Consider the following 16,543-nt stretch of genomic DNA (forward strand, 5'->3'; position numbering starts at 1 on the left):
CGCCGTGCTACGGCGCGGCGGCGAATCGTTCTCCCGCGCGGCCGATCACATCGTCGAGCACCTCGCGTGAACGCAGCAGGTCGGCGATCGTCCGATCGATCCGGTCCCGCTCCGAACGCAATTCGGTGACCAGCTTCGGCGTCGCCCGCTCATTCGCCCCGCCATCGGTGTCCCGCATGCATGGCAGGATTTCGTAGATCTTCTTGCTGGGCAGGCCCGCCGCGAACAACTCCTGAATGTGAATCACCCGATCCACCGCGCGCTCCGCGAAATCCCGCTGTCCGCCCGGCGTGCGCTCCGACACCAGCAAGCCCTGCTCCTCGTAGTAGCGCAACGACCGCTCACTGACCCCGGTACGCTTCGCCAGCTCCCCAATTCGCATCCGCCACCTGGCCTTTCAGATCAGGGCTTGCCTCTCACATCAATGTCAGGTTTTACGGTACCGGCATGACGAACACAGCAGACATCTTCAGCCCCGTCCGGCTCGGTGACCTGGAGCTTTCGCACCGTTTGGTAATGGCCCCGCTGACTCGCAATCGCGCCGCGGCGGACGGCACTCCGACCGAACTCATGGCCACCCACTACGCGCAGCGCGCCGGTGCCGGACTGCTCATCGCGGAGGGCACCACTCCCAATCAGGTCGGCCAGACCTACCCCAATATTCCGGGCCTGTACACCGATTCGCAGGTGGCGGGCTGGCGTCGCGTCACCGACGCGGTGCGCGCCGAGGGCGGGCGGATGTTCGTGCAGATTCAGCACGGCGGGCGCGTCAGCCACCCGGACAATAGCGGCCGGACCCCGGTCTCGGCCTCGGCGGTCGCGCAGCCGGAAACCGTGCACACCGCGAACGGACTGCAGGACGCCGTCGTCCCGCACGCACTCACCCTGGCCGAAATCGCCGACACCATCTCGGATTACGTGGCCGCCGCCCGCAATGCCATCGACGCCGGATTCGCGGGCGTGGAAATCCACAGCGCCAATGGCATGCTGCCGCACCAGTTCCTGGCCGGGAACACCAATCAGCGCAGCGACCGCTACGGCGGCTCGATCGAGAATCGCATCCGCTTCACCGTCGAAGTGGTGACGGCCGTCGCCGACGCCATCGGTGCCGAACGAGTCGGCGTGCGGTTCTACCCCGGCGGGACCGTCAACAGCATCGTGGAAACCGATACCGAAGCCCTCTACTCGGCGCTGGTTACCGCGCTGGCCGCGGAGCACCTCGCCTACCTGCACCTGGTCAATGCCGACCCGAAAAGCCCCATCTTCCAGCAGATTCGGCGCATCTGGCCCGGCAAGCTCATCGCCAACCCGAACCTCGGCTGGGGCATGCCGCTGCCCGAGGACGGCGGCAGGCAGGCCGCCCTGGACCTGCTCGCCGCCGGTGCGGATCTGATCTCGCTCGGCCGGGCCTTCATCGCCAATCCGGACCTGGTCGAACGCCTCCGGACCGGCGCGCCGCTCAATCGGCTGCGGGATGAGCCACTCATGTACGTCGGCGGCGAGAACGGGTACAACGATTACCCCACCCTGGCCGAATCGGCGGCAGCCCGGTCCGAGGCGTCGAGCGTTGCGGCCTAGCCCGCCAGCAGCGGCTTCAACCGCGCCGCACCGGATTCGGTGAGCCAGGTGGCGAGAGTCCGCATGGATGGGTGGATTTCGCGGAGGGCGGGGATATCGGCATGCCAGCCCCGCCCCTCCCGCGTGACGTGCCAGACACCGGCGATCTCGGAACCCAGGGCGGCCGCCTCCGCTTCCCCGATCTCCTCGTATCGCACCGGGTGGCCGGTGATTTCGCTGATGATGGCGGCGGCCGCCGGGGGAGTGAGGGCCTCACCGGCCAACTCCACGACGTGGCCGTGGAAGCGCTCCGGATCGGTCAGGGCCAGCACCGCGAACGCCGCGACATCATCGACCGCGATCATCTGCAACGGCTTGTCCGCCGGGAACAGATGCCGGTGCACGCCACCATTGATGCCGTCCACCGGAAAGCCCTGCATCAAATAGTTCTCCATGAAGCGGACCGGCCGCAGAATCGTCCAGCGCAAGCCGCTGGTCTGCACCGCCTCCTCGATGCGCCGCTTACCGGCCGCACCCCAACGGTTTTCGCCCTCGAAGGACGCGATACCCGTGAAGACGATCTGTTCGATTCCGGCAGCCTTGGCCGCCGCAACCAGTTCCTCCCCGCGGCGAGCCTCCAGATCGACGTCCCAGCCGCCATTTTCATACGTGGCCGGTGGCACCAGGAAAACCGCGCGAACGCCGGACAGCGCCGGGACGACGGACTCCGGGGCATCGAAATCCCCGACGGCGAGCTCGGCCCCCGCGGCGGCAAGCTCCTGCGCCGCAGCAGATTTCGGGTCGCGGACCAGCGCCCGCACCCCACGTCCGGTGGCCAGCAACTGCCGTGCGGTAGCGCCACCCTGCTTGCCGGTAGCGCCGGTGACCAGAACGAGGTCATTGTGAGCAGACATGTTCACCCTGTCATCGGTAGTATTCGGGTCGGTCGACCCGTATTCGGACGCTACGAGCGCAGGTACCGGGTTCGCCAGCGCCGGAAAGGAACCGTGTAACGAAATGTCCGCGCCATCAACCCGCACCGCACCGAACGCACGCGTCGATGCCCGCCGCAATCGCGCCCTCGTCCTCGCGGCAGCCCAGCGCGCCTTCGCCGAAGTCGGCACCGCCGTCTCCCTCTCGGAGATAGCCCGCCGCGCCGGAGTCGGCGCAGGCACCGTGCACCGCCATTTCCCCACCAAAACCGCACTCTTGGAAGCGGTCATGCAACAACGCATGGACCGCCTCACCGCCCTGGCCATCGGCTACCGCAATGCCCCCGACGCCGGAATCGCCTTCTTCGCCTTCTGCACCGAGGTGATCATCTCCACCCCCGGCAACCAGGCCCTGTGCGACCTGGTCGAAACCGACGGCTGGCCAAAGGATCTCCTGCGCGACGCCGGAGCGCGATTCCACGCCGCCCTGCAAGACCTGCTCACCGCCGCCCAGCGACAGGGCGCGGTGCGCGCGGACCTCACCCTCGCGGACGTCCTCGCCCTCTTTACCGGCTGCGTCGCCATCCAACGCCTGGACATGGCCGGACACAACACAACCCGCCACCCCGTTCCCTTGGCCCGCCCGGCCGCCCTGGTCCTCGACGCCATGCGAACCCACCCCGCGAATCCGCGAGCAACGAAACCCGAAACTTCCCCCACTGCCCATAACGAAACCCCGGGCCGTAACGAAACCCCCTCCACCCCCTGCCCGATCTGCGCCACCCCCATCCACCCCACCGGCACCGGCCGCCCCGCCCGCTACTGCTCCCCCGCCTGCCGCCAAAAAGCCCACCGCCGCCGCCGAACCGCCGTAAACACCTGAACCACACCCAACTCCGCCAACCCCCCGAATTGCTGAGGGAGCACTGGTGGCGTGGATATCGCGTTTTTGCCGCCACCAGCGCTCCCTCACCACCTCCGGGCCGACTGAATGCCTGGTGCCGCCGCACAGACTCGGTGGTTCGCACCCTTTCGGTTCGGTACACACCGGCTGTGGGCGCCCGTAGCGGGTGCGTGCCTCACAAAAGGGGTAGGTACCACCGGATTCGGCGGCCTGGCGGTGGGGTGCGGGCGGGATAAACTCGGGCGGTGGTGTGGGTGTCGGCCGTTGCGTTCGGGGTTGCCTGGTGGCTTGGGCTGTATTTGCTGGTGCGGGATGCGCGGAAGCCGGTGTTGCGCAGGGCCGGAGCTGGGTTGCTGGCGTATGCCGTGGCGGTGATCGTGGATCGAGTCGGGCCGGGGGACGCGTGGTTCGACGGCGTTCGGGTCGTGCTGGTGTGCCTGCCCGCCATTGCGTGGACTGGAGTGTTCGTGCGGCTGCGGGCCGAAAGTTCCACCGGCGGTGCCGGGGAGACGGGCGGTGCGGGCGGGGATGAGCGCACTACTCGCGCCGATCAGTGGTGGCGGTGGGGACTCGTACCCGTGTGCGCGGTGGTGGCATTGCTCGCTGCGGCCGGAGTGAAGCCTGCGGGGTATGTGCTCGGCGCGGTGGTGATCCTGGCGCTGGTCGGGGCAATGCTGGCGCTCGGGCAGCAGCGCGGATGGGGAAGCGGCGCGCGGCGTTCGGCTACCGGTCTGCTCATTGTCGGCGGACTGATGTTCGGGCTGAGTGCGACGTTGATTCTGGTCGGGCTGAATGTGGTGCCGCGCACGGCAATGTTGTCCGCGGTGGCGGTGGATCTGGTGTTGCTCGGGGTGGGGATCGCGGCATTGGATGCCTTCGACGAGGGGGAGGCGCTGCGGGCGGAGATGATGCGGTCGCTCCTGGTTTCGGTGGGGACCGCGGCGGTGTTCGGCGGGCAGGCGGCGATCGCGATCGTGCTGGCGGGGGAGCGGACCGCGTTGGTGGCGTTGCTGTTCGGAGCCATTGCCGCCGCTATTGCGATGCAGGTGCTGAATGGGCCGTTGCAGGCGAGTGTGGATCGGCTGGCTTTCGCGTCCGCACCGGAGTTGCGGGAGGCGCGAACTGAGCTGCGGACGGCCGTGGAGGCGTTGCCGCGTAAGGAGACCGACACCGGGCTGGCGACGCTCGGGGAGGACGAGTTTGCGCGGCTTACGCGGCGGGCCTTGAGTCATTACTCGGATCTGGGGAAGTTGGTGTCGAGTCCCCTGATCGATCTGCCCGCCATTGATGTGCGGTTGGCGGGGCGGGAGTCGGCGGGGCCGTTGGATCGGGCTACCGAGCTCAAGGCGCTGCTGGGGGAGAGCATTTCGGGGCTGAAGCCGCGCACGGGGGAGGAATTCGGGACCAGCGAGGAGTGGCGGCACTACAACTCGGTGTACTTCTACTACGTCGCGGGGATCCGGCCGTACAGCGTGCGCACCAAGCGGACCGATCTGGATCCGGTATCGCGCAAGGCGCTGTCGTGGTTCGCGGACCAGGTTCCCGAACGGACGCTGCACAACTGGCAGAACGCGGCAGCGCGAATCATTGCGGCACAACTGCGTTCGGGGCTCGGCAGCGTTTCGAGGTGAATCGATAAACCTGCTCTGACCTGCGGATGGCAGTAAACGGCAGGACTTGGGATGGTTTCGGCAGTGCGTGTCCGGCGACGGTTTGTGGTGTCACCGAAAGCCCAACCGAAGGAATGATTCCCATGACTGCCACCACCGCTACCGGTACCCGCACCATCCTCGGCATGACTCCGCTGCGCCTGGCTTACGAGGCCGACGGCGTTATGACGATGGCCTCCGGAATCATGCTGGCCGCTCTTTCCGGGGTTCTCGATACCGCACTCGGCCTTTCCACCGAACTCCTCCTCGGCGTCGGCCTCTTCTTCATGGCGTACGCCGCCGGAGTCCTGGTGGTCGCCACCCGCCGCGAAATCCCGCGCCGCCCAGCCGCACTGATCGTCGCCCTGAACGCGGTCTGGACGGTCGACAGCCTCATCACTCTGGCCGCCGGATGGATCAGCCCCACCACCTTGGGTGCGGCGGGCGTCGTCTTCATCGCCGCCTTCACCGCAGCCATGGCCGCCCTCCAGGGCTACACCCTTCGCGCCTCCCGCTGATCCCCGCGATCCCGATGCCGCCCGGCTCCCCGCCGGGCGGCATAGCGCTGTGCGTACCTCGGTCAGAGGCGGCGTGAATTGGCTTGGGGGCGCAGGCCGTCCAGGACTATTGCCAGGACTCGGTTGATCGCGGAGGAGTGGGATTCGGCTGCCCGGGTGTAGATCTGGAGGGTCATCAGGTGGCCGATGTCCTCGGGGGTGAGGTCGGTGCGGAGGTCGCCGTCGTCTTGGGCCTGCCTCGTCATCTGGGTGATGAGGTCGGTGACTGAGGTGCGAGTCTCGGTGAGGCGAGGGTCGGACTGGACGGCCAGGTGGGCCGCCGGTTCGATGGCGGAAAACATTGCGCCGAGGCGCATTTCGGCGCATTCGCGCAGGAATCGGGTCAGCGCGAGCCATGCCGAACTCTCCTCACGGGAGGAGGTGGCGGCCATATCGGCGAGGCGTTCCAGATGAGCGCGGGCGGTCGCGGTGATGAGCGCGTCCCGGTCGGGGAAGCGGCGATAGAGTGTGCCGACGCCGACACCGGCGCGGTCGGCGATCTCCTTCATGGGGACCTCGGTGCCGCGTTCGCGGAATACGGCCAGTGCGGCGCTGAGGATCTGGTCTCGATTACTGCGGGCATCGGCGCGCAACCGGTCGGCCACGGAACTCACCTCCAAGTCGGTCTTCGAAAGAAGTGGACGAATATCTTCCGCTTAGTGTAGCTTCTGGTAAGCGGACGAAATTCATCCGCTTATCGATTCGAGGTGATTTCCATGAGCAGATCCGTCCTGATCTCCGGCGCAGGCATCGGCGGTTCGACCCTGGCCTACTGGCTGGGCCGCAATGGATTCGAGGTGACCGTCGTGGAACGCGCCACCGGGCAGCGGTCCAGCGGAAATCCCATCGACGTACGCGGACCAGCGCTTGGAGTGGTGGAGGAAATGGGCATCCTGCCCGAATTACGCAAGGCGGCAACGGGTGTCGGACGGCTCACCTTCGTTGACGCGGCCGGGCGGCGAAAGGCCTCCGTGGCCACCAGTGACTCATCCGGCGATGCTCCCGGAGCCGAATTCGAGCTCTCACGTACCGAACTCGCACGGATCCTGCTCGGTGCGGCCCGGGACCACGCCGATATCCGCTGGGGCGAAAGCATTTCCGGCATCACCCCCGGCGCGTCGAATGTGGCGGTGACCTTCCGGAACAGTGCGCCCCAGACCTTCGACTACGTGATCGGCGCGGACGGCCTGCACTCCAATGTCCGCCGACTGGTCTTCGGCGAAGAGCGGGAATTCGTGCGGCACATCGGAATGTATGTCGCCACCCTGCCCGTGCAACGCGCTTACGGCGATCCGGACGAAGTGGTCATGTACAACACTCCTGGTCGATCCATTTCCGTGCATCCCGCGGGTGGAAAGCCGCTCGCCGCCTTGATGTTCCGCAGCCCCGCCGTCCCCGGCTACGACTACCGCGCCCTCGACCAGCACAAGCGCTTGGTACTCGAGGCATTCGAGGGCCGCACCGGCAGCTTCGGCGAGGTGCTCGACCAAGTCCGCGCCGCCGAGGACATCTACTTCGATGCCGTGAGCCGGGTGCGCCTGCCGCGTTGGTCCAAGGGCCGCGTCGCGCTACTGGGTGACGCCGGTTCCAGCCTCTCGCTGTTCGGCGACGGTTCGAGCCTCGCCATCGCGGGCGCACACACGCTGGCCGCCGAATTGTCCAGTAATCCCGACGATCCGGACACCGCACTACGCCGCTACGAACAGCGGCACCGCACACTGACCACCCCGAAACAGCGTATGTTCCGCCCCGCCGCGGCCTTGATCGTGCCCGGCAGCAGGCTGGGAATCCGGCTGCGCGACACCGCCGTCCGGCTCATGCCGGGCGTATGAACCGCCCCCCGCATCGAAATCGCCCCACCGCGACTCGATCGGCAGGTCAGAGCAGATCGCTGACGTCGTCCGGGACGTCGACGGCGTATTTGCGCAAAGTGTCCATCGGGACCACTTCGAGGGCGTTCTCATGGGTGGCGGCGAGCACGACCGGAGCCGCCACGCCGTCCTCGTGGGCGTGCAGCCAGCGGACGGCCACCACGCACCAGCGGTCACCCGGTTGCAGGCCGGGGAAGTTGTTCTCCGGCCGCGGCGTGACGAGGTCATTGCCGATCGACTTCTGGTGCTCCAGGAATTCCGCGGTCACCACGGTGCACACGGTGTGGCTACCAAGATCTTCCGGGCCGGTGCTACAGCAGCCATCCCGGTAAAAGCCGGTGAGAGGATCGGCGCCACACTCTTCCAGCGTTCCCCCAAGCACATTTCGATCGGTCACGTCGCCGATCCTATTGTCTCGGTGTCTCATTCGCCGCTCCTTCCGCACTGTGGTGCGTTGTTGAGCAGACTGGTCGGTTGTAACCGAGGTTCTGGGCACGCGCACCGGCGTGTCCATAGCCTGTTCGCATTGATGTGTGCTACATGACACTGCGCCGGAACTCGTCGGTAGGTGTGTGAATCGGGCAATCGCGAGCCCTCTGAAAGGATGGGGTCGTGACTGCACAAGCTTGGATCCTCATTGCCGCTATCGCCGCGGTGCTGCTGGTCGCGTTCGTATCCGGATTCGTCCTGTACAAGCGCCGCCGCATCACCCTGACCCCGGCTGCTCCGGACACGAAGGAGCTGGCCGACAAGTCGGGCGGATACGCGGCGTCAGGAGGATTCAGCTTCAGCGAGGGCGGCGGCACCGCGACACTGCCCAAGCCCAAGCCGGAACCCGAACCGGTCCGCATCGAGCGCACCGACGACGAGGGCCAGCCGCACGTAGGCGACGACGCGGCCGTCCCGCGCGATTCCGGCAAGCGCGGCATCCACGACGTTCGGCTGCCCGAGCCGGTGCAGGGCCCGGAGCTCGCGCCCGAGGACCAGGCGGCTCCCGCCGAGACCGCTCCCGCCGAGACCGCTCCCGCCGAGACCGCTCCCGCCGAGACCGCGGTCGAGACCGAAGCTCCGGTCGAGGCCGTCACGCCTGCTCAGACCGTCGAAGCCGCTGGAACCACCGAGCCGAGCGAGACTGCCGCCCCCGTCGAGACTTCGGCACCCGCCGAGGTCGTGACGCCTGATGCGCCCGCCACCGAGGCCGTTGCCCCGACCGCCCCCACCGCACCGGTCGAAACCGCCGCGCCCGCCGATGTTTCCGCCACCCCCGCGGCTCCCGAAGACCTCGCCGTCCTCCCCGATATCGAGCCCACGGCGGGTCGCCTCACCAAGCTGCGCGGCCGCCTCTCCCGCTCCCAGAACGCCATGGGCAAATCCCTGTTGGGCCTGCTCGGCGGCGGTGACCTGGACGAGGACTCCTGGGAGGAGATCGAGGACACCCTGGTCATGGCCGACCTGGGCACCGCCATCACCGCCCAGATCGTCACCCGCCTGCGCGAGGAAATGGCGTCCCGCACCGTCCGCACCGCCGACGATGCCCGCGCCGTGCTCCGCGAGGTGCTGATCGAGGCCCTGCGCCCCGAGCTGAACCGTTCGATTCGCGCCCTGCCGCACGACAATCACCCGTCGGTCCTGCTGGTCGTCGGCGTGAACGGCACCGGAAAGACCACCACCACCGGCAAATTGGCCCGCGTTCTGGTGGCCGACGGCCGCCGCGTCCTGCTCGGCGCGGCCGACACCTTCCGCGCCGCCGCCGCCGATCAGCTCCAGACCTGGGGTGAGCGGGTCGGCGCGGAGACCGTGCGCGGCAAGGAGGCCGCCGATCCGGCCGCCGTCGCCTTCGACGCGGTCAGCGCGGGCATCGAGCGCGGCGTGGATGTCGTCCTCATCGATACCGCGGGCCGCCTGCACACCAAGACCGGCCTCATGGACGAGCTGGGCAAGGTCAAGCGCGTGGTGGAGAAGAAGGCCGAAGTCGACGAGGTGCTTCTGGTGCTCGACGCGACGGTCGGCCAGAACGGTCTGATGCAGGCCCGCGTCTTCGCCGATGTCGTCGATATCACCGGTGTTGCCCTGACGAAGCTGGACGGTACCGCCAAGGGCGGCATCGTCTTCCAGGTACAGCATGAGCTGGGCGTCCCAGTGAAACTGGTCGGTTTGGGCGAGGGGCAGGATGACCTCGCTCCCTTCGAGCCCGGCGCGTTCGTGGACGCCCTACTCGGGTAATAGCCCCTGAACTGGTTGAATCCAGGAGAACAACATCACCCTCTCAACACGGTCGTAACAACGGTGAGTGCCCGGAAACGTGACTGCAACAGTGCAATCTCATCCGTTCACCTAGGTGAAACGCCGCAGGCTCACGGATGAAACACCGACTGAGGAACCTCATTGCAGGCTCGTTCGCCGCTTTATTGGCCGGGCCCGAGATGAGGAGGACTGCAAGGTGGCGTTTCCTGTAATAGGTGCCCCGGACACCGGCGACACCGCATGGATGCTGGCTAGCTCAGCACTCGTGCTTTTGATGACACCAGGACTCGCGTTCTTCTACGGCGGCATGGTCCGCTCGAAGAACGTGCTGAACATGATCATGATGAGCGTCAGCTCCATGGGCATCGTCACCGTCCTGTGGTCGCTGTACGGCTTCTCCATGGCCTTCGGCGAAGACAAGGGAAACCTATTCGGTGACCCCGCCCAGTACTTCGGCCTCAAGACCCTGTTCGGCGGCCAGTACCTGGCCAGCGCCACCGACGCCTCGGTGAAGGTCGCCGTCCCGTTGGCCGGCACCATCCCGGCGACGGTCTTCGTCGCCTTCCAGCTCATGTTCGCGATCATCACGGTCGCGCTCATCTCGGGTGCGGTCGCCGACCGCCTGAAGTTCGGCGCCTGGATGCTGTTCTCGGCGGTCTGGGTCACCGTGGTCTACTTCCCGATCGCGCACTGGGTCTTCGCCTTCGACGGCGTCACCGGTGAGCACGGCGGCTGGATCGCCAACAAGCTCAAGGCCATCGACTTCGCGGGTGGTACCGCGGTCCACATCAATGCCGGTATCGCCGGTCTGGTGCTGGCCATCGTCCTCGGCAAGCGCAAGGGCTGGCCGAAGACCCCGATGCGTCCGCACAACCTGCCGTTCGTCATGCTCGGCGCCGGTCTGCTGTGGTTCGGCTGGTACGGCTTCAACGCCGGTTCGGCCGTGGGCTCCAACGGTATTGCCGGTACCACCTTCGTCGCCACCACCGTCGCCACCGGCACCGCGATGCTCGGCTGGCTGCTGGTGGAGAAGATCCGCGACGGCAAGCCCACCTCGCTGGGCGCCGCCTCGGGCATCGTGGCCGGCCTGGTCGCGATCACCCCGTCCTGCTCGTCGGTGAATGTCATCGGCGCGCTGGCCATCGGTGCGGTCGCGGGTGTGCTGTGCGCCCTGGCCGTGGGCCTGAAGTACCGCTTCGGTTTCGACGATTCGCTCGATGTGGTCGGCGTGCACCTGGTCGGCGGTATCGCCGGCACCCTGATGGTCGGTCTGGTCGCGGCTCCGGAAGCCCCGGCTGCCGTCAAGGGCCTCTTCTACGGTGGCGGCTTCGATCAGCTGATCAAGCAGGCGGTCGGAGCGGGTGCGGTGCTGGCCTTCTCGGGCATTGCCACGCTGATCATCGCGCTCGCGATCAAGTTCACCATCGGCCTCCGTGCGGACGAAGAAGCCGAGTTCGTGGGCTTGGACGAGTCCGAGCACGCTGAATCGGCATACGATTTCGCTGCTGTGGGTGGCACGGCACGTACCACCGCCGTCAAGGAGGCATGACGCATGAAACTGATCACCGCAATCGTCAAACCGTTCACGCTGGAGGATGTGAAGACCGGCCTGGAGCAGGCGGGCGTGCTCGGCATGACCGTCAGCGAGGTGCAGGGTTACGGACGCCAGAAGGGCCACACCGAGGTTTACCGCGGTGCCGAGTACTCGGTCGACTTCGTCCCGAAGGTCCGGGTCGAGGTAGTGGTGGACGACGCCTCCGTCGACAAGGTCGTCGAGGTCATCGTCGAGGCCGCCCGCACCGGCAAGATCGGTGACGGCAAGGTCTGGATCACTCCGGTGGAGAGCATCATCCGGGTTCGCACCGGTGAGCGCGGGTCGGAAGCACTGTAAGCAGCACTAAGTAAATGGCGGCCCCGGCCTCCGTCGGTGTCGGACCGATGGAGACCGGGGCCGCAGCCGTGCCGGGTGCGGAACCGACCGTGCTCGTGGAAGTGATCGGTACAGAACTGAATGAGATGGGCGGTGGGTTTGTGGGTTTCCAGCAGGCACGCGACGAGAAGGTCGGCGGAGGTGCATCGGACCTGGTCCGGGCCCGCGACCAACTGCTCGCCGACCACAGTGGCAATGGCCGCGGCTCCCGGCTCGAGCCCGAAGCGCTGCGCATGGCGCTGGTGGATCTCTACGAACTGTGGCTGACCACCAAGGGACATGAGGTCGGCATCACCGCAGACAGCGGACTCGCCATCGTCGCGGTCGGTGGACTGGGGCGGCGGGAGATGCTGCCGTATTCGGACCTGGATCTGGTCCTGCTCTACGACGATATCGATCCGGAGCGGGTGGCCGAGGTGGCCGATCAGCTCTGGTATCCCCTGTGGGACGCCCACATCAAGCTCGACCACAGCGTGCGGACGGTGCCGCAGGCCTTGCGGGTGGCCTCGGACGACCTCACCGCCGCGCTGGGCATGCTGGAGGCCCGGCACATCGTCGGCGACGAGGGCCTGAGCAATCTGCTGATCAGCGGCGTGCGGCGGGACTGGCGCACCGGAATCCGCTCGCGCTTCGACGCACTCATCGCGCAGGCCGAAAGCCGTTGGCGGCGCAGCGGAGAGATCGCGCACCGCGCCGAACCCGACCTCAAGAACGGGCACGGCGGACTGCGCGATATCCAACTGCTGGACGCCCTCGCCATCGCACAACTGACCGACGCCATGCCGGGGCTCGGTCCGGATGTGCCCGGCGGAGGGCTGAAGCAGGCGCACCGCCGCCTGCTGGATGTGCGCACCGAACTGCATCGGGTCGCCGGGCGCGCGCGGGACCAATTGCGCGCCCAGGATGCCGATGAAATCGGCGCGGCCCTGCGCATCGGCGACCGCTTCGACCTCGCCCGCACGCTCAGCGATGCGGCGCGAACGGTCAGCTACTCCGCCGATGTCGGGTTGCGCACCGCGGCGAATGCCCTGCCGCGCCGCGGACTCGCGCGCCTGCGCCGGGTACCGGTGCGCCGACCACTCGATGAGGGGGTGGTCGAGCATTCCGGTGAGGTGGTGCTGGCGCGTGACGCGCGCCCGCAACGCGATCCCGGCCTGATCCTGCGGGTCGCGGCGGCCTCGGCGCAGACCGGGCTGCCCATGTCGGCCACCACGCTCAACCGGCTCGGCGAGGACGCGCCCGAGCTACGCGAGCCGTGGCCCAAGGAAGCGCTCAATGACCTGCTGGTCCTGCTGGGCGCGGGCCGCGGCACCATCGACGCCGTCGAAGCCCTGGACCGAACCGGGCTGTGGGGCAGGCTCTTTCCGGAATGGGGCGTGGTGCGCGATCTGCCGCCGCGCGATGCCATGCACACCTGGACCGTGGACCGGCACCTCATGGAGGCGGTCGCGCAGGCCGGTGCGCTGTCCACCCGGGTATCCCGTCCGGACCTGCTGCTGCTCGGCGCGCTGCTGCACGATATCGGCAAGGGGCGCGCCGAGGATCACAGCCTGGTCGGTGCGGAACTGGCCACCTCCATCGGGCGGCGGCTCGGGCTGTGGCCGTCGGATGTGAAGACCTTGTCGGCCATGGTGCGGCACCATCTGCTCCTGCCGGACACCGCGACCCGCCGCGACCTCGACGATCCGGCCACGGTGAAGACGGTGGTCGAGGCCCTCGACGGCGACGCGCACCTGCTGGAATTGCTGCACGCGCTGGCGGAGGCGGATTCGCTGGCCACCGGGCCGGGCGTGTGGAACGACTGGAAGTCCTCGCTCATCGGCGAATTGGTGCGCCGCTGCCGGATGTCCATGGCGGGGGAGGAACTGCCCGAACCCGAGCCGATCCCGGACGAACTGCGCGAGCGCGCCGAATCCGGTGGTGTGCACGTGGAATTGAAGCCGGGGGAGGGCCGCTACCACCACATTGTCACCGTGGTCGCCCCCGACAATCCCGGTCTGCTCTCGGACGCCGCCGGCGTGCTCGCGCTGCATTCGCTACGGGTGCTCTCGGCAAACCTTGCGGGCGTGGGCAAATCGGCCATCGACACCTTCGTGGTCGCGCCGCGCTTCGGTGATCCGCCGGACCCGGGCCTGCTGCGCCAGGAACTGATCAGGGCCATAAACGGCGATCTGGACCTGGTGTCGGTGCTGGCGCGCAAGGAGCGCGAGGCGGGCGGCACCCAGCCGAACCCGTACGCGCAGGCCGCGCCGCGGGTGCTCTGGTTCGAGACGGCCGAGCCGGGGCGGGTGCTGCTGGAATTGCGGGCCGAGGACCGGATCGGTTTGCTGAGCCGTTTGGCGGCGGCCTTGGCCGAGGCGGGGGTGAATGTGTGCTGGGCGAAGGTGGTGACCATGGGCTCGGCGGTCATCGACTCGTTCTGCCTGGATCTGGGCGCTGCCGACACGCCGCAGCGGCGCGCCGAGATCTCGGCGGCGGTGCTGGCCGTGGTCCCGCCGCAACAACCGAAGAAATCGCCCGAATCGGACATGGAAAACGGATAGACCTGTGTTTTCTGACTGATCGCCAGGATGCGGGATTAACTGGCAAACCTTGGGTTTGCCAGTTAACTAGATCGTTGCGAGTAATTTGCTGAAATACCGGTCGAGTGATCGGCGCCACACCTTAATATTCGCCTCGGGCCACAGCGTGCATTGCGTACAGCGTCAAGACAGCGCCAGTTTCGTGCACAGCGCCAGTTTCGTGCACGCGAGCATGAGGGGAGCAGGTCGGTGGCAATCGAAGTCGTTTCCGCGTCGATGATGACGAGCGATATGACCCCGCACATTGCCCGCTGCGTCGGCGGAGACCGCTGGGTCGTGTCCTGGTTGCCAGGGCGCACCCTCTCCGGTCAGCAGGCGGTGACCGCCATGACCATCGCCTCCACCGTCACCGATCACACCCCCTCCGAATCCGAATGGGCATTTCTCGACGGACTGGCGCTGGCCCTGGGGCTCACCGCGCGCGAAGCGGTCGGCATGGTGGCCACCGAGAATCACGAGCTGCGACGCTCCGGACCGCGCCCCCGCTCGCTCGAGTAACCTGGCGGGTAAGCGTGCGGCACCCCGGAACTCCCTGGCTGTGCCCACTACCCGTTTAACAGCTCGGCGCAGATCCCACTACCCTGGTATCCCGAGTGACGTCCGTCGAGAAACCAGGAGCGCGATCGGTGTTCGAATCCCTTTCCGACCGGCTGGCCGGTGCCCTCAAGGACCTTCGCGGGAAGGGGCGCCTGTCACCCGGCGATATCGACGCGACCGCGCGTGAAATCCGGCTCGCCCTGCTCGAGGCCGATGTGGCGCTGCCCGTGGTGCGCGGCTTCATCGCCCGCATCAAGGAGCGCGCCAAGAGCGCCGAGGTCTCCGCGGCGCTGAACCCGGCCCAGCAAATCGTCAAGATCGTCAATGAGGAGCTCATCGGCATCCTCGGCGGCGAGACCCGGCGCCTGCAGTACGCCAAGAACCCGCCCACCGTCATCATGCTGGCCGGTCTGCAGGGTGCGGGTAAGACCACCCTCGCGGGCAAGCTCGCCAAATGGCTGAAGGGGCAAGGACATCAGCCGCTGCTGGTGGCGTGTGACCTGCAGCGCCCCGGCGCGGTCACCCAGCTCCAGGTCGTCGGCGAGCGCGCCGGTGTGCCGGTCTTCGCACCGCATCCGGGCACCTCCATCGGCGGCGGCGACAATCCGCTCGGCATCACCGCGGCCGATCCGGTGCAGGTCGCGCAGGCCGGTATCGACGAGGCCAAGCAGAAGCAGTACGACATCGTCATCGTCGATACCGCGGGCCGCCTCGGTATCGACGCCGAACTGATGGCGCAGGCCTCCGGCATTCGCGATGCCGTCAAGCCGGACGAGATCCTGTTCGTGCTCGACGCCATGATCGGCCAGGACGCGGTCGCCACCGCCGAGGCCTTCCGCGACGGTGTCGGCTTCACCGGTGTCGTGCTCACCAAGCTGGACGGCGACGCCCGCGGTGGCGCGGCCCTGTCGGTGCGTGAAATCACCGGCCAGCCCATCCTTTTCGCCTCCACCGGTGAGAAGCTCGAAGACTTCGACGTCTTCCACCCCGACCGCATGGCCAGCCGCATCCTCGGCATGGGCGACCTACTCACCCTGATCGAACAGGCCGAATCGGTCTACGACGCCAAGCAGGCCGAGGAAGCCGCCCGCAAGATCGGCTCCGGCGAGCTCACCCTCGAGGACTTCCTCGAGCAGATGCTGGCCATCCGCAAGATGGGCCCGATCGGCAACCTGCTCGGCATGCTGCCCGGCGCGGGCCAGATGAAAGACGTCCTCGCCCAGGTCGACGACAAACAACTCGACCGAGTCCAGGCCATCATCCGCGGCATGACCCCCGCCGAGCGCGACAACCCGAAGATCATCAACGCTTCCCGCCGCCTCCGCATCGCCAATGGCTCCGGCGTCACGGTCACCGACGTCAACCAACTCGTCGACCGCTTCTTCGAGGCCAAGAAGATGATGGGCGCCATGAGCCGCCAATTCGGCCTCCCCGGCGCCCGCGCCAACAAGGGCAAAGGCAAAGGCAAGAAGGGCAAAAAGGGCGGCCGCGGCCCCACCCCGCCCAAGGTGCGCGGCGGCTTCCCCGGCATGCCCGGCCTCCCCGGCGGCATGCCCGCCGGAATGCCGGACCTCGGCAACCTCCCCCCCGGCCTCAACGAACTCCCCCCGGGCTTGGAAGGTTTCGACCTCTCCAAGCTGAACTTCCCCAAGAAGTAAGCCGATTCGCCGAGAGCGGACGCGATCTCGCGTCCGCTCTTCGCGTTTCCTGGCCCGGTGCTTCGGTCAGCGTCCGGTGACTCTCCGCCACCAGCCCCGAATCCCGTTCGTGGCCCGGGGTT

The 16,543-nt window shown here is 67.5% G+C and carries 15 protein-coding genes; 11 read left to right on the forward strand and 4 right to left on the reverse strand.

Going from position 1 to position 16,543, the window contains the following annotated elements; genetic code table 11:
* Nucleotides 1–7: 7 nt before the first annotated feature.
* Nucleotides 8–382: a MerR family transcriptional regulator gene (locus AB0N05_RS05630; RefSeq protein ID WP_364687966.1), complete on the reverse strand. Its 375-nt coding sequence runs from the start codon at nt 380–382 to the stop codon at nt 8–10.
* Between the two features lie 65 nt (nt 383–447).
* Here AB0N05_RS05630 and AB0N05_RS05635 point away from each other — a divergent pair, with 65 nt between their 5' ends.
* On the forward strand, nt 448–1,578 hold the full coding sequence (locus AB0N05_RS05635) for an alkene reductase (protein WP_364687968.1): 1,131 nt from the start codon (nt 448–450) through the stop codon (nt 1,576–1,578).
* On the opposite strand, the gene AB0N05_RS05640 is transcribed toward AB0N05_RS05635, so the two are convergent.
* Nucleotides 1,575–2,471 carry an NmrA family NAD(P)-binding protein gene (locus AB0N05_RS05640; RefSeq protein WP_364689507.1) on the reverse strand — a complete coding sequence of 299 codons (897 nt, stop codon included), beginning with the start codon at nt 2,469–2,471 and terminating at the stop codon, nt 1,575–1,577. The two genes, AB0N05_RS05635 and AB0N05_RS05640, sit on opposite strands and share 4 nt — an antisense overlap.
* 103 nt (nt 2,472–2,574) lie before the next feature.
* Here AB0N05_RS05640 and AB0N05_RS05645 point away from each other — a divergent pair, with 103 nt between their 5' ends.
* The 3 genes from AB0N05_RS05645 (at nt 2,575) to AB0N05_RS05655 (ending at nt 5,560) form a co-directional block, all read left to right on the forward strand.
* Nucleotides 2,575–3,372 carry a helix-turn-helix domain-containing protein gene (locus AB0N05_RS05645; protein ID WP_364687970.1) on the forward strand — a complete coding sequence of 266 codons (798 nt, stop codon included), beginning with the start codon at nt 2,575–2,577 and terminating at the stop codon, nt 3,370–3,372.
* A gap of 266 nt (nt 3,373–3,638) precedes the next feature.
* Nucleotides 3,639–5,024: a hypothetical protein gene (locus tag AB0N05_RS05650; RefSeq protein WP_364687972.1), complete on the forward strand. Its 1,386-nt coding sequence runs from the start codon at nt 3,639–3,641 to the stop codon at nt 5,022–5,024.
* Between the two features lie 122 nt (nt 5,025–5,146).
* The gene (locus AB0N05_RS05655) at nt 5,147–5,560 is read left to right on the forward strand and encodes a hypothetical protein (RefSeq protein WP_364687974.1); all 414 of its coding nucleotides are present in this window, start codon (nt 5,147–5,149) and stop codon (nt 5,558–5,560) included.
* A 62-nt stretch (nt 5,561–5,622) separates the two neighbouring features.
* On the opposite strand, the gene AB0N05_RS05660 is transcribed toward AB0N05_RS05655, so the two are convergent.
* Nucleotides 5,623–6,204 carry a helix-turn-helix domain-containing protein gene (locus tag AB0N05_RS05660; protein ID WP_364687976.1) on the reverse strand — a complete coding sequence of 194 codons (582 nt, stop codon included), beginning with the start codon at nt 6,202–6,204 and terminating at the stop codon, nt 5,623–5,625.
* 111 nt (nt 6,205–6,315) lie between these two features.
* Between AB0N05_RS05660 and AB0N05_RS05665 the strand changes: the two genes are divergently transcribed.
* Nucleotides 6,316–7,431, forward strand: a complete 1,116-nt coding sequence (locus AB0N05_RS05665) for an FAD-dependent monooxygenase (protein WP_364687978.1) — start codon at nt 6,316–6,318, stop codon at nt 7,429–7,431.
* Nucleotides 7,432–7,477: 46 nt separating this feature from the next.
* Here AB0N05_RS05665 and AB0N05_RS05670 read toward each other — a convergent pair whose 3' ends face one another.
* Complete coding sequence (locus AB0N05_RS05670) at nt 7,478–7,867, reverse strand: DUF2237 domain-containing protein (RefSeq protein WP_364687980.1); 390 nt, start codon at nt 7,865–7,867, stop codon at nt 7,478–7,480.
* A gap of 215 nt (nt 7,868–8,082) precedes the next feature.
* Here AB0N05_RS05670 and ftsY point away from each other — a divergent pair, with 215 nt between their 5' ends.
* The 6 genes from ftsY (at nt 8,083) to ffh (ending at nt 16,421) form a co-directional block, all read left to right on the forward strand.
* Nucleotides 8,083–9,693 (forward strand): signal recognition particle-docking protein FtsY, encoded by a 1,611-nt coding sequence (ftsY, locus tag AB0N05_RS05675; RefSeq protein WP_364687982.1) that lies wholly within the window; start codon nt 8,083–8,085, stop codon nt 9,691–9,693.
* A 217-nt stretch (nt 9,694–9,910) separates the two neighbouring features.
* Nucleotides 9,911–11,263 carry an ammonium transporter gene (locus AB0N05_RS05680; protein ID WP_364687984.1) on the forward strand — a complete coding sequence of 451 codons (1,353 nt, stop codon included), beginning with the start codon at nt 9,911–9,913 and terminating at the stop codon, nt 11,261–11,263.
* A 3-nt stretch (nt 11,264–11,266) separates the two neighbouring features.
* The gene (locus tag AB0N05_RS05685; RefSeq protein ID WP_364687986.1) at nt 11,267–11,605 is read left to right on the forward strand and encodes a P-II family nitrogen regulator; all 339 of its coding nucleotides are present in this window, start codon (nt 11,267–11,269) and stop codon (nt 11,603–11,605) included.
* A 125-nt stretch (nt 11,606–11,730) separates the two neighbouring features.
* Nucleotides 11,731–14,187, forward strand: coding sequence for a [protein-PII] uridylyltransferase (locus tag AB0N05_RS05690; protein ID WP_364689510.1), 2,457 nt, complete (start codon nt 11,731–11,733; stop codon nt 14,185–14,187).
* 228 nt (nt 14,188–14,415) lie between these two features.
* Complete coding sequence (locus AB0N05_RS05695; protein WP_364687988.1) at nt 14,416–14,724, forward strand: hypothetical protein; 309 nt, start codon at nt 14,416–14,418, stop codon at nt 14,722–14,724.
* A gap of 128 nt (nt 14,725–14,852) precedes the next feature.
* Nucleotides 14,853–16,421: a signal recognition particle protein gene (ffh, locus tag AB0N05_RS05700; RefSeq protein WP_364687990.1), complete on the forward strand. Its 1,569-nt coding sequence runs from the start codon at nt 14,853–14,855 to the stop codon at nt 16,419–16,421.
* Nucleotides 16,422–16,543: the final 122 nt, after the last annotated feature.

Origin of the sequence: Nocardia sp. NPDC051030, from assembly GCF_040683015.1 — a bacterium.
Taxonomy (GTDB): domain Bacteria; phylum Actinomycetota; class Actinomycetes; order Mycobacteriales; family Mycobacteriaceae; genus Nocardia.

What these genes read in the sequence shown, in the direction of transcription:
- AB0N05_RS05630 (WP_364687966.1), bottom strand. Translation starts at nt 382, where the DNA reads ATGCGAATTGGGGAGCTGGCGAAGCGTACCGGGGTCAGTGAGCGGTCG.
- AB0N05_RS05635 (WP_364687968.1), top strand. Translation starts at nt 448, where the DNA reads ATGACGAACACAGCAGACATCTTCAGCCCCGTCCGGCTCGGTGACCTG.
- AB0N05_RS05640 (WP_364689507.1), bottom strand. Translation starts at nt 2,471, where the DNA reads ATGTCTGCTCACAATGACCTCGTTCTGGTCACCGGCGCTACCGGCAAG.
- AB0N05_RS05645 (WP_364687970.1), top strand. Translation starts at nt 2,575, where the DNA reads ATGTCCGCGCCATCAACCCGCACCGCACCGAACGCACGCGTCGATGCC.
- AB0N05_RS05655 (WP_364687974.1), top strand. Translation starts at nt 5,147, where the DNA reads ATGACTGCCACCACCGCTACCGGTACCCGCACCATCCTCGGCATGACT.
- AB0N05_RS05665 (WP_364687978.1), top strand. Translation starts at nt 6,316, where the DNA reads ATGAGCAGATCCGTCCTGATCTCCGGCGCAGGCATCGGCGGTTCGACC.
- AB0N05_RS05685 (WP_364687986.1), top strand. Translation starts at nt 11,267, where the DNA reads ATGAAACTGATCACCGCAATCGTCAAACCGTTCACGCTGGAGGATGTG.
- AB0N05_RS05690 (WP_364689510.1), top strand. Translation starts at nt 11,731, where the DNA reads ATGGGCGGTGGGTTTGTGGGTTTCCAGCAGGCACGCGACGAGAAGGTC.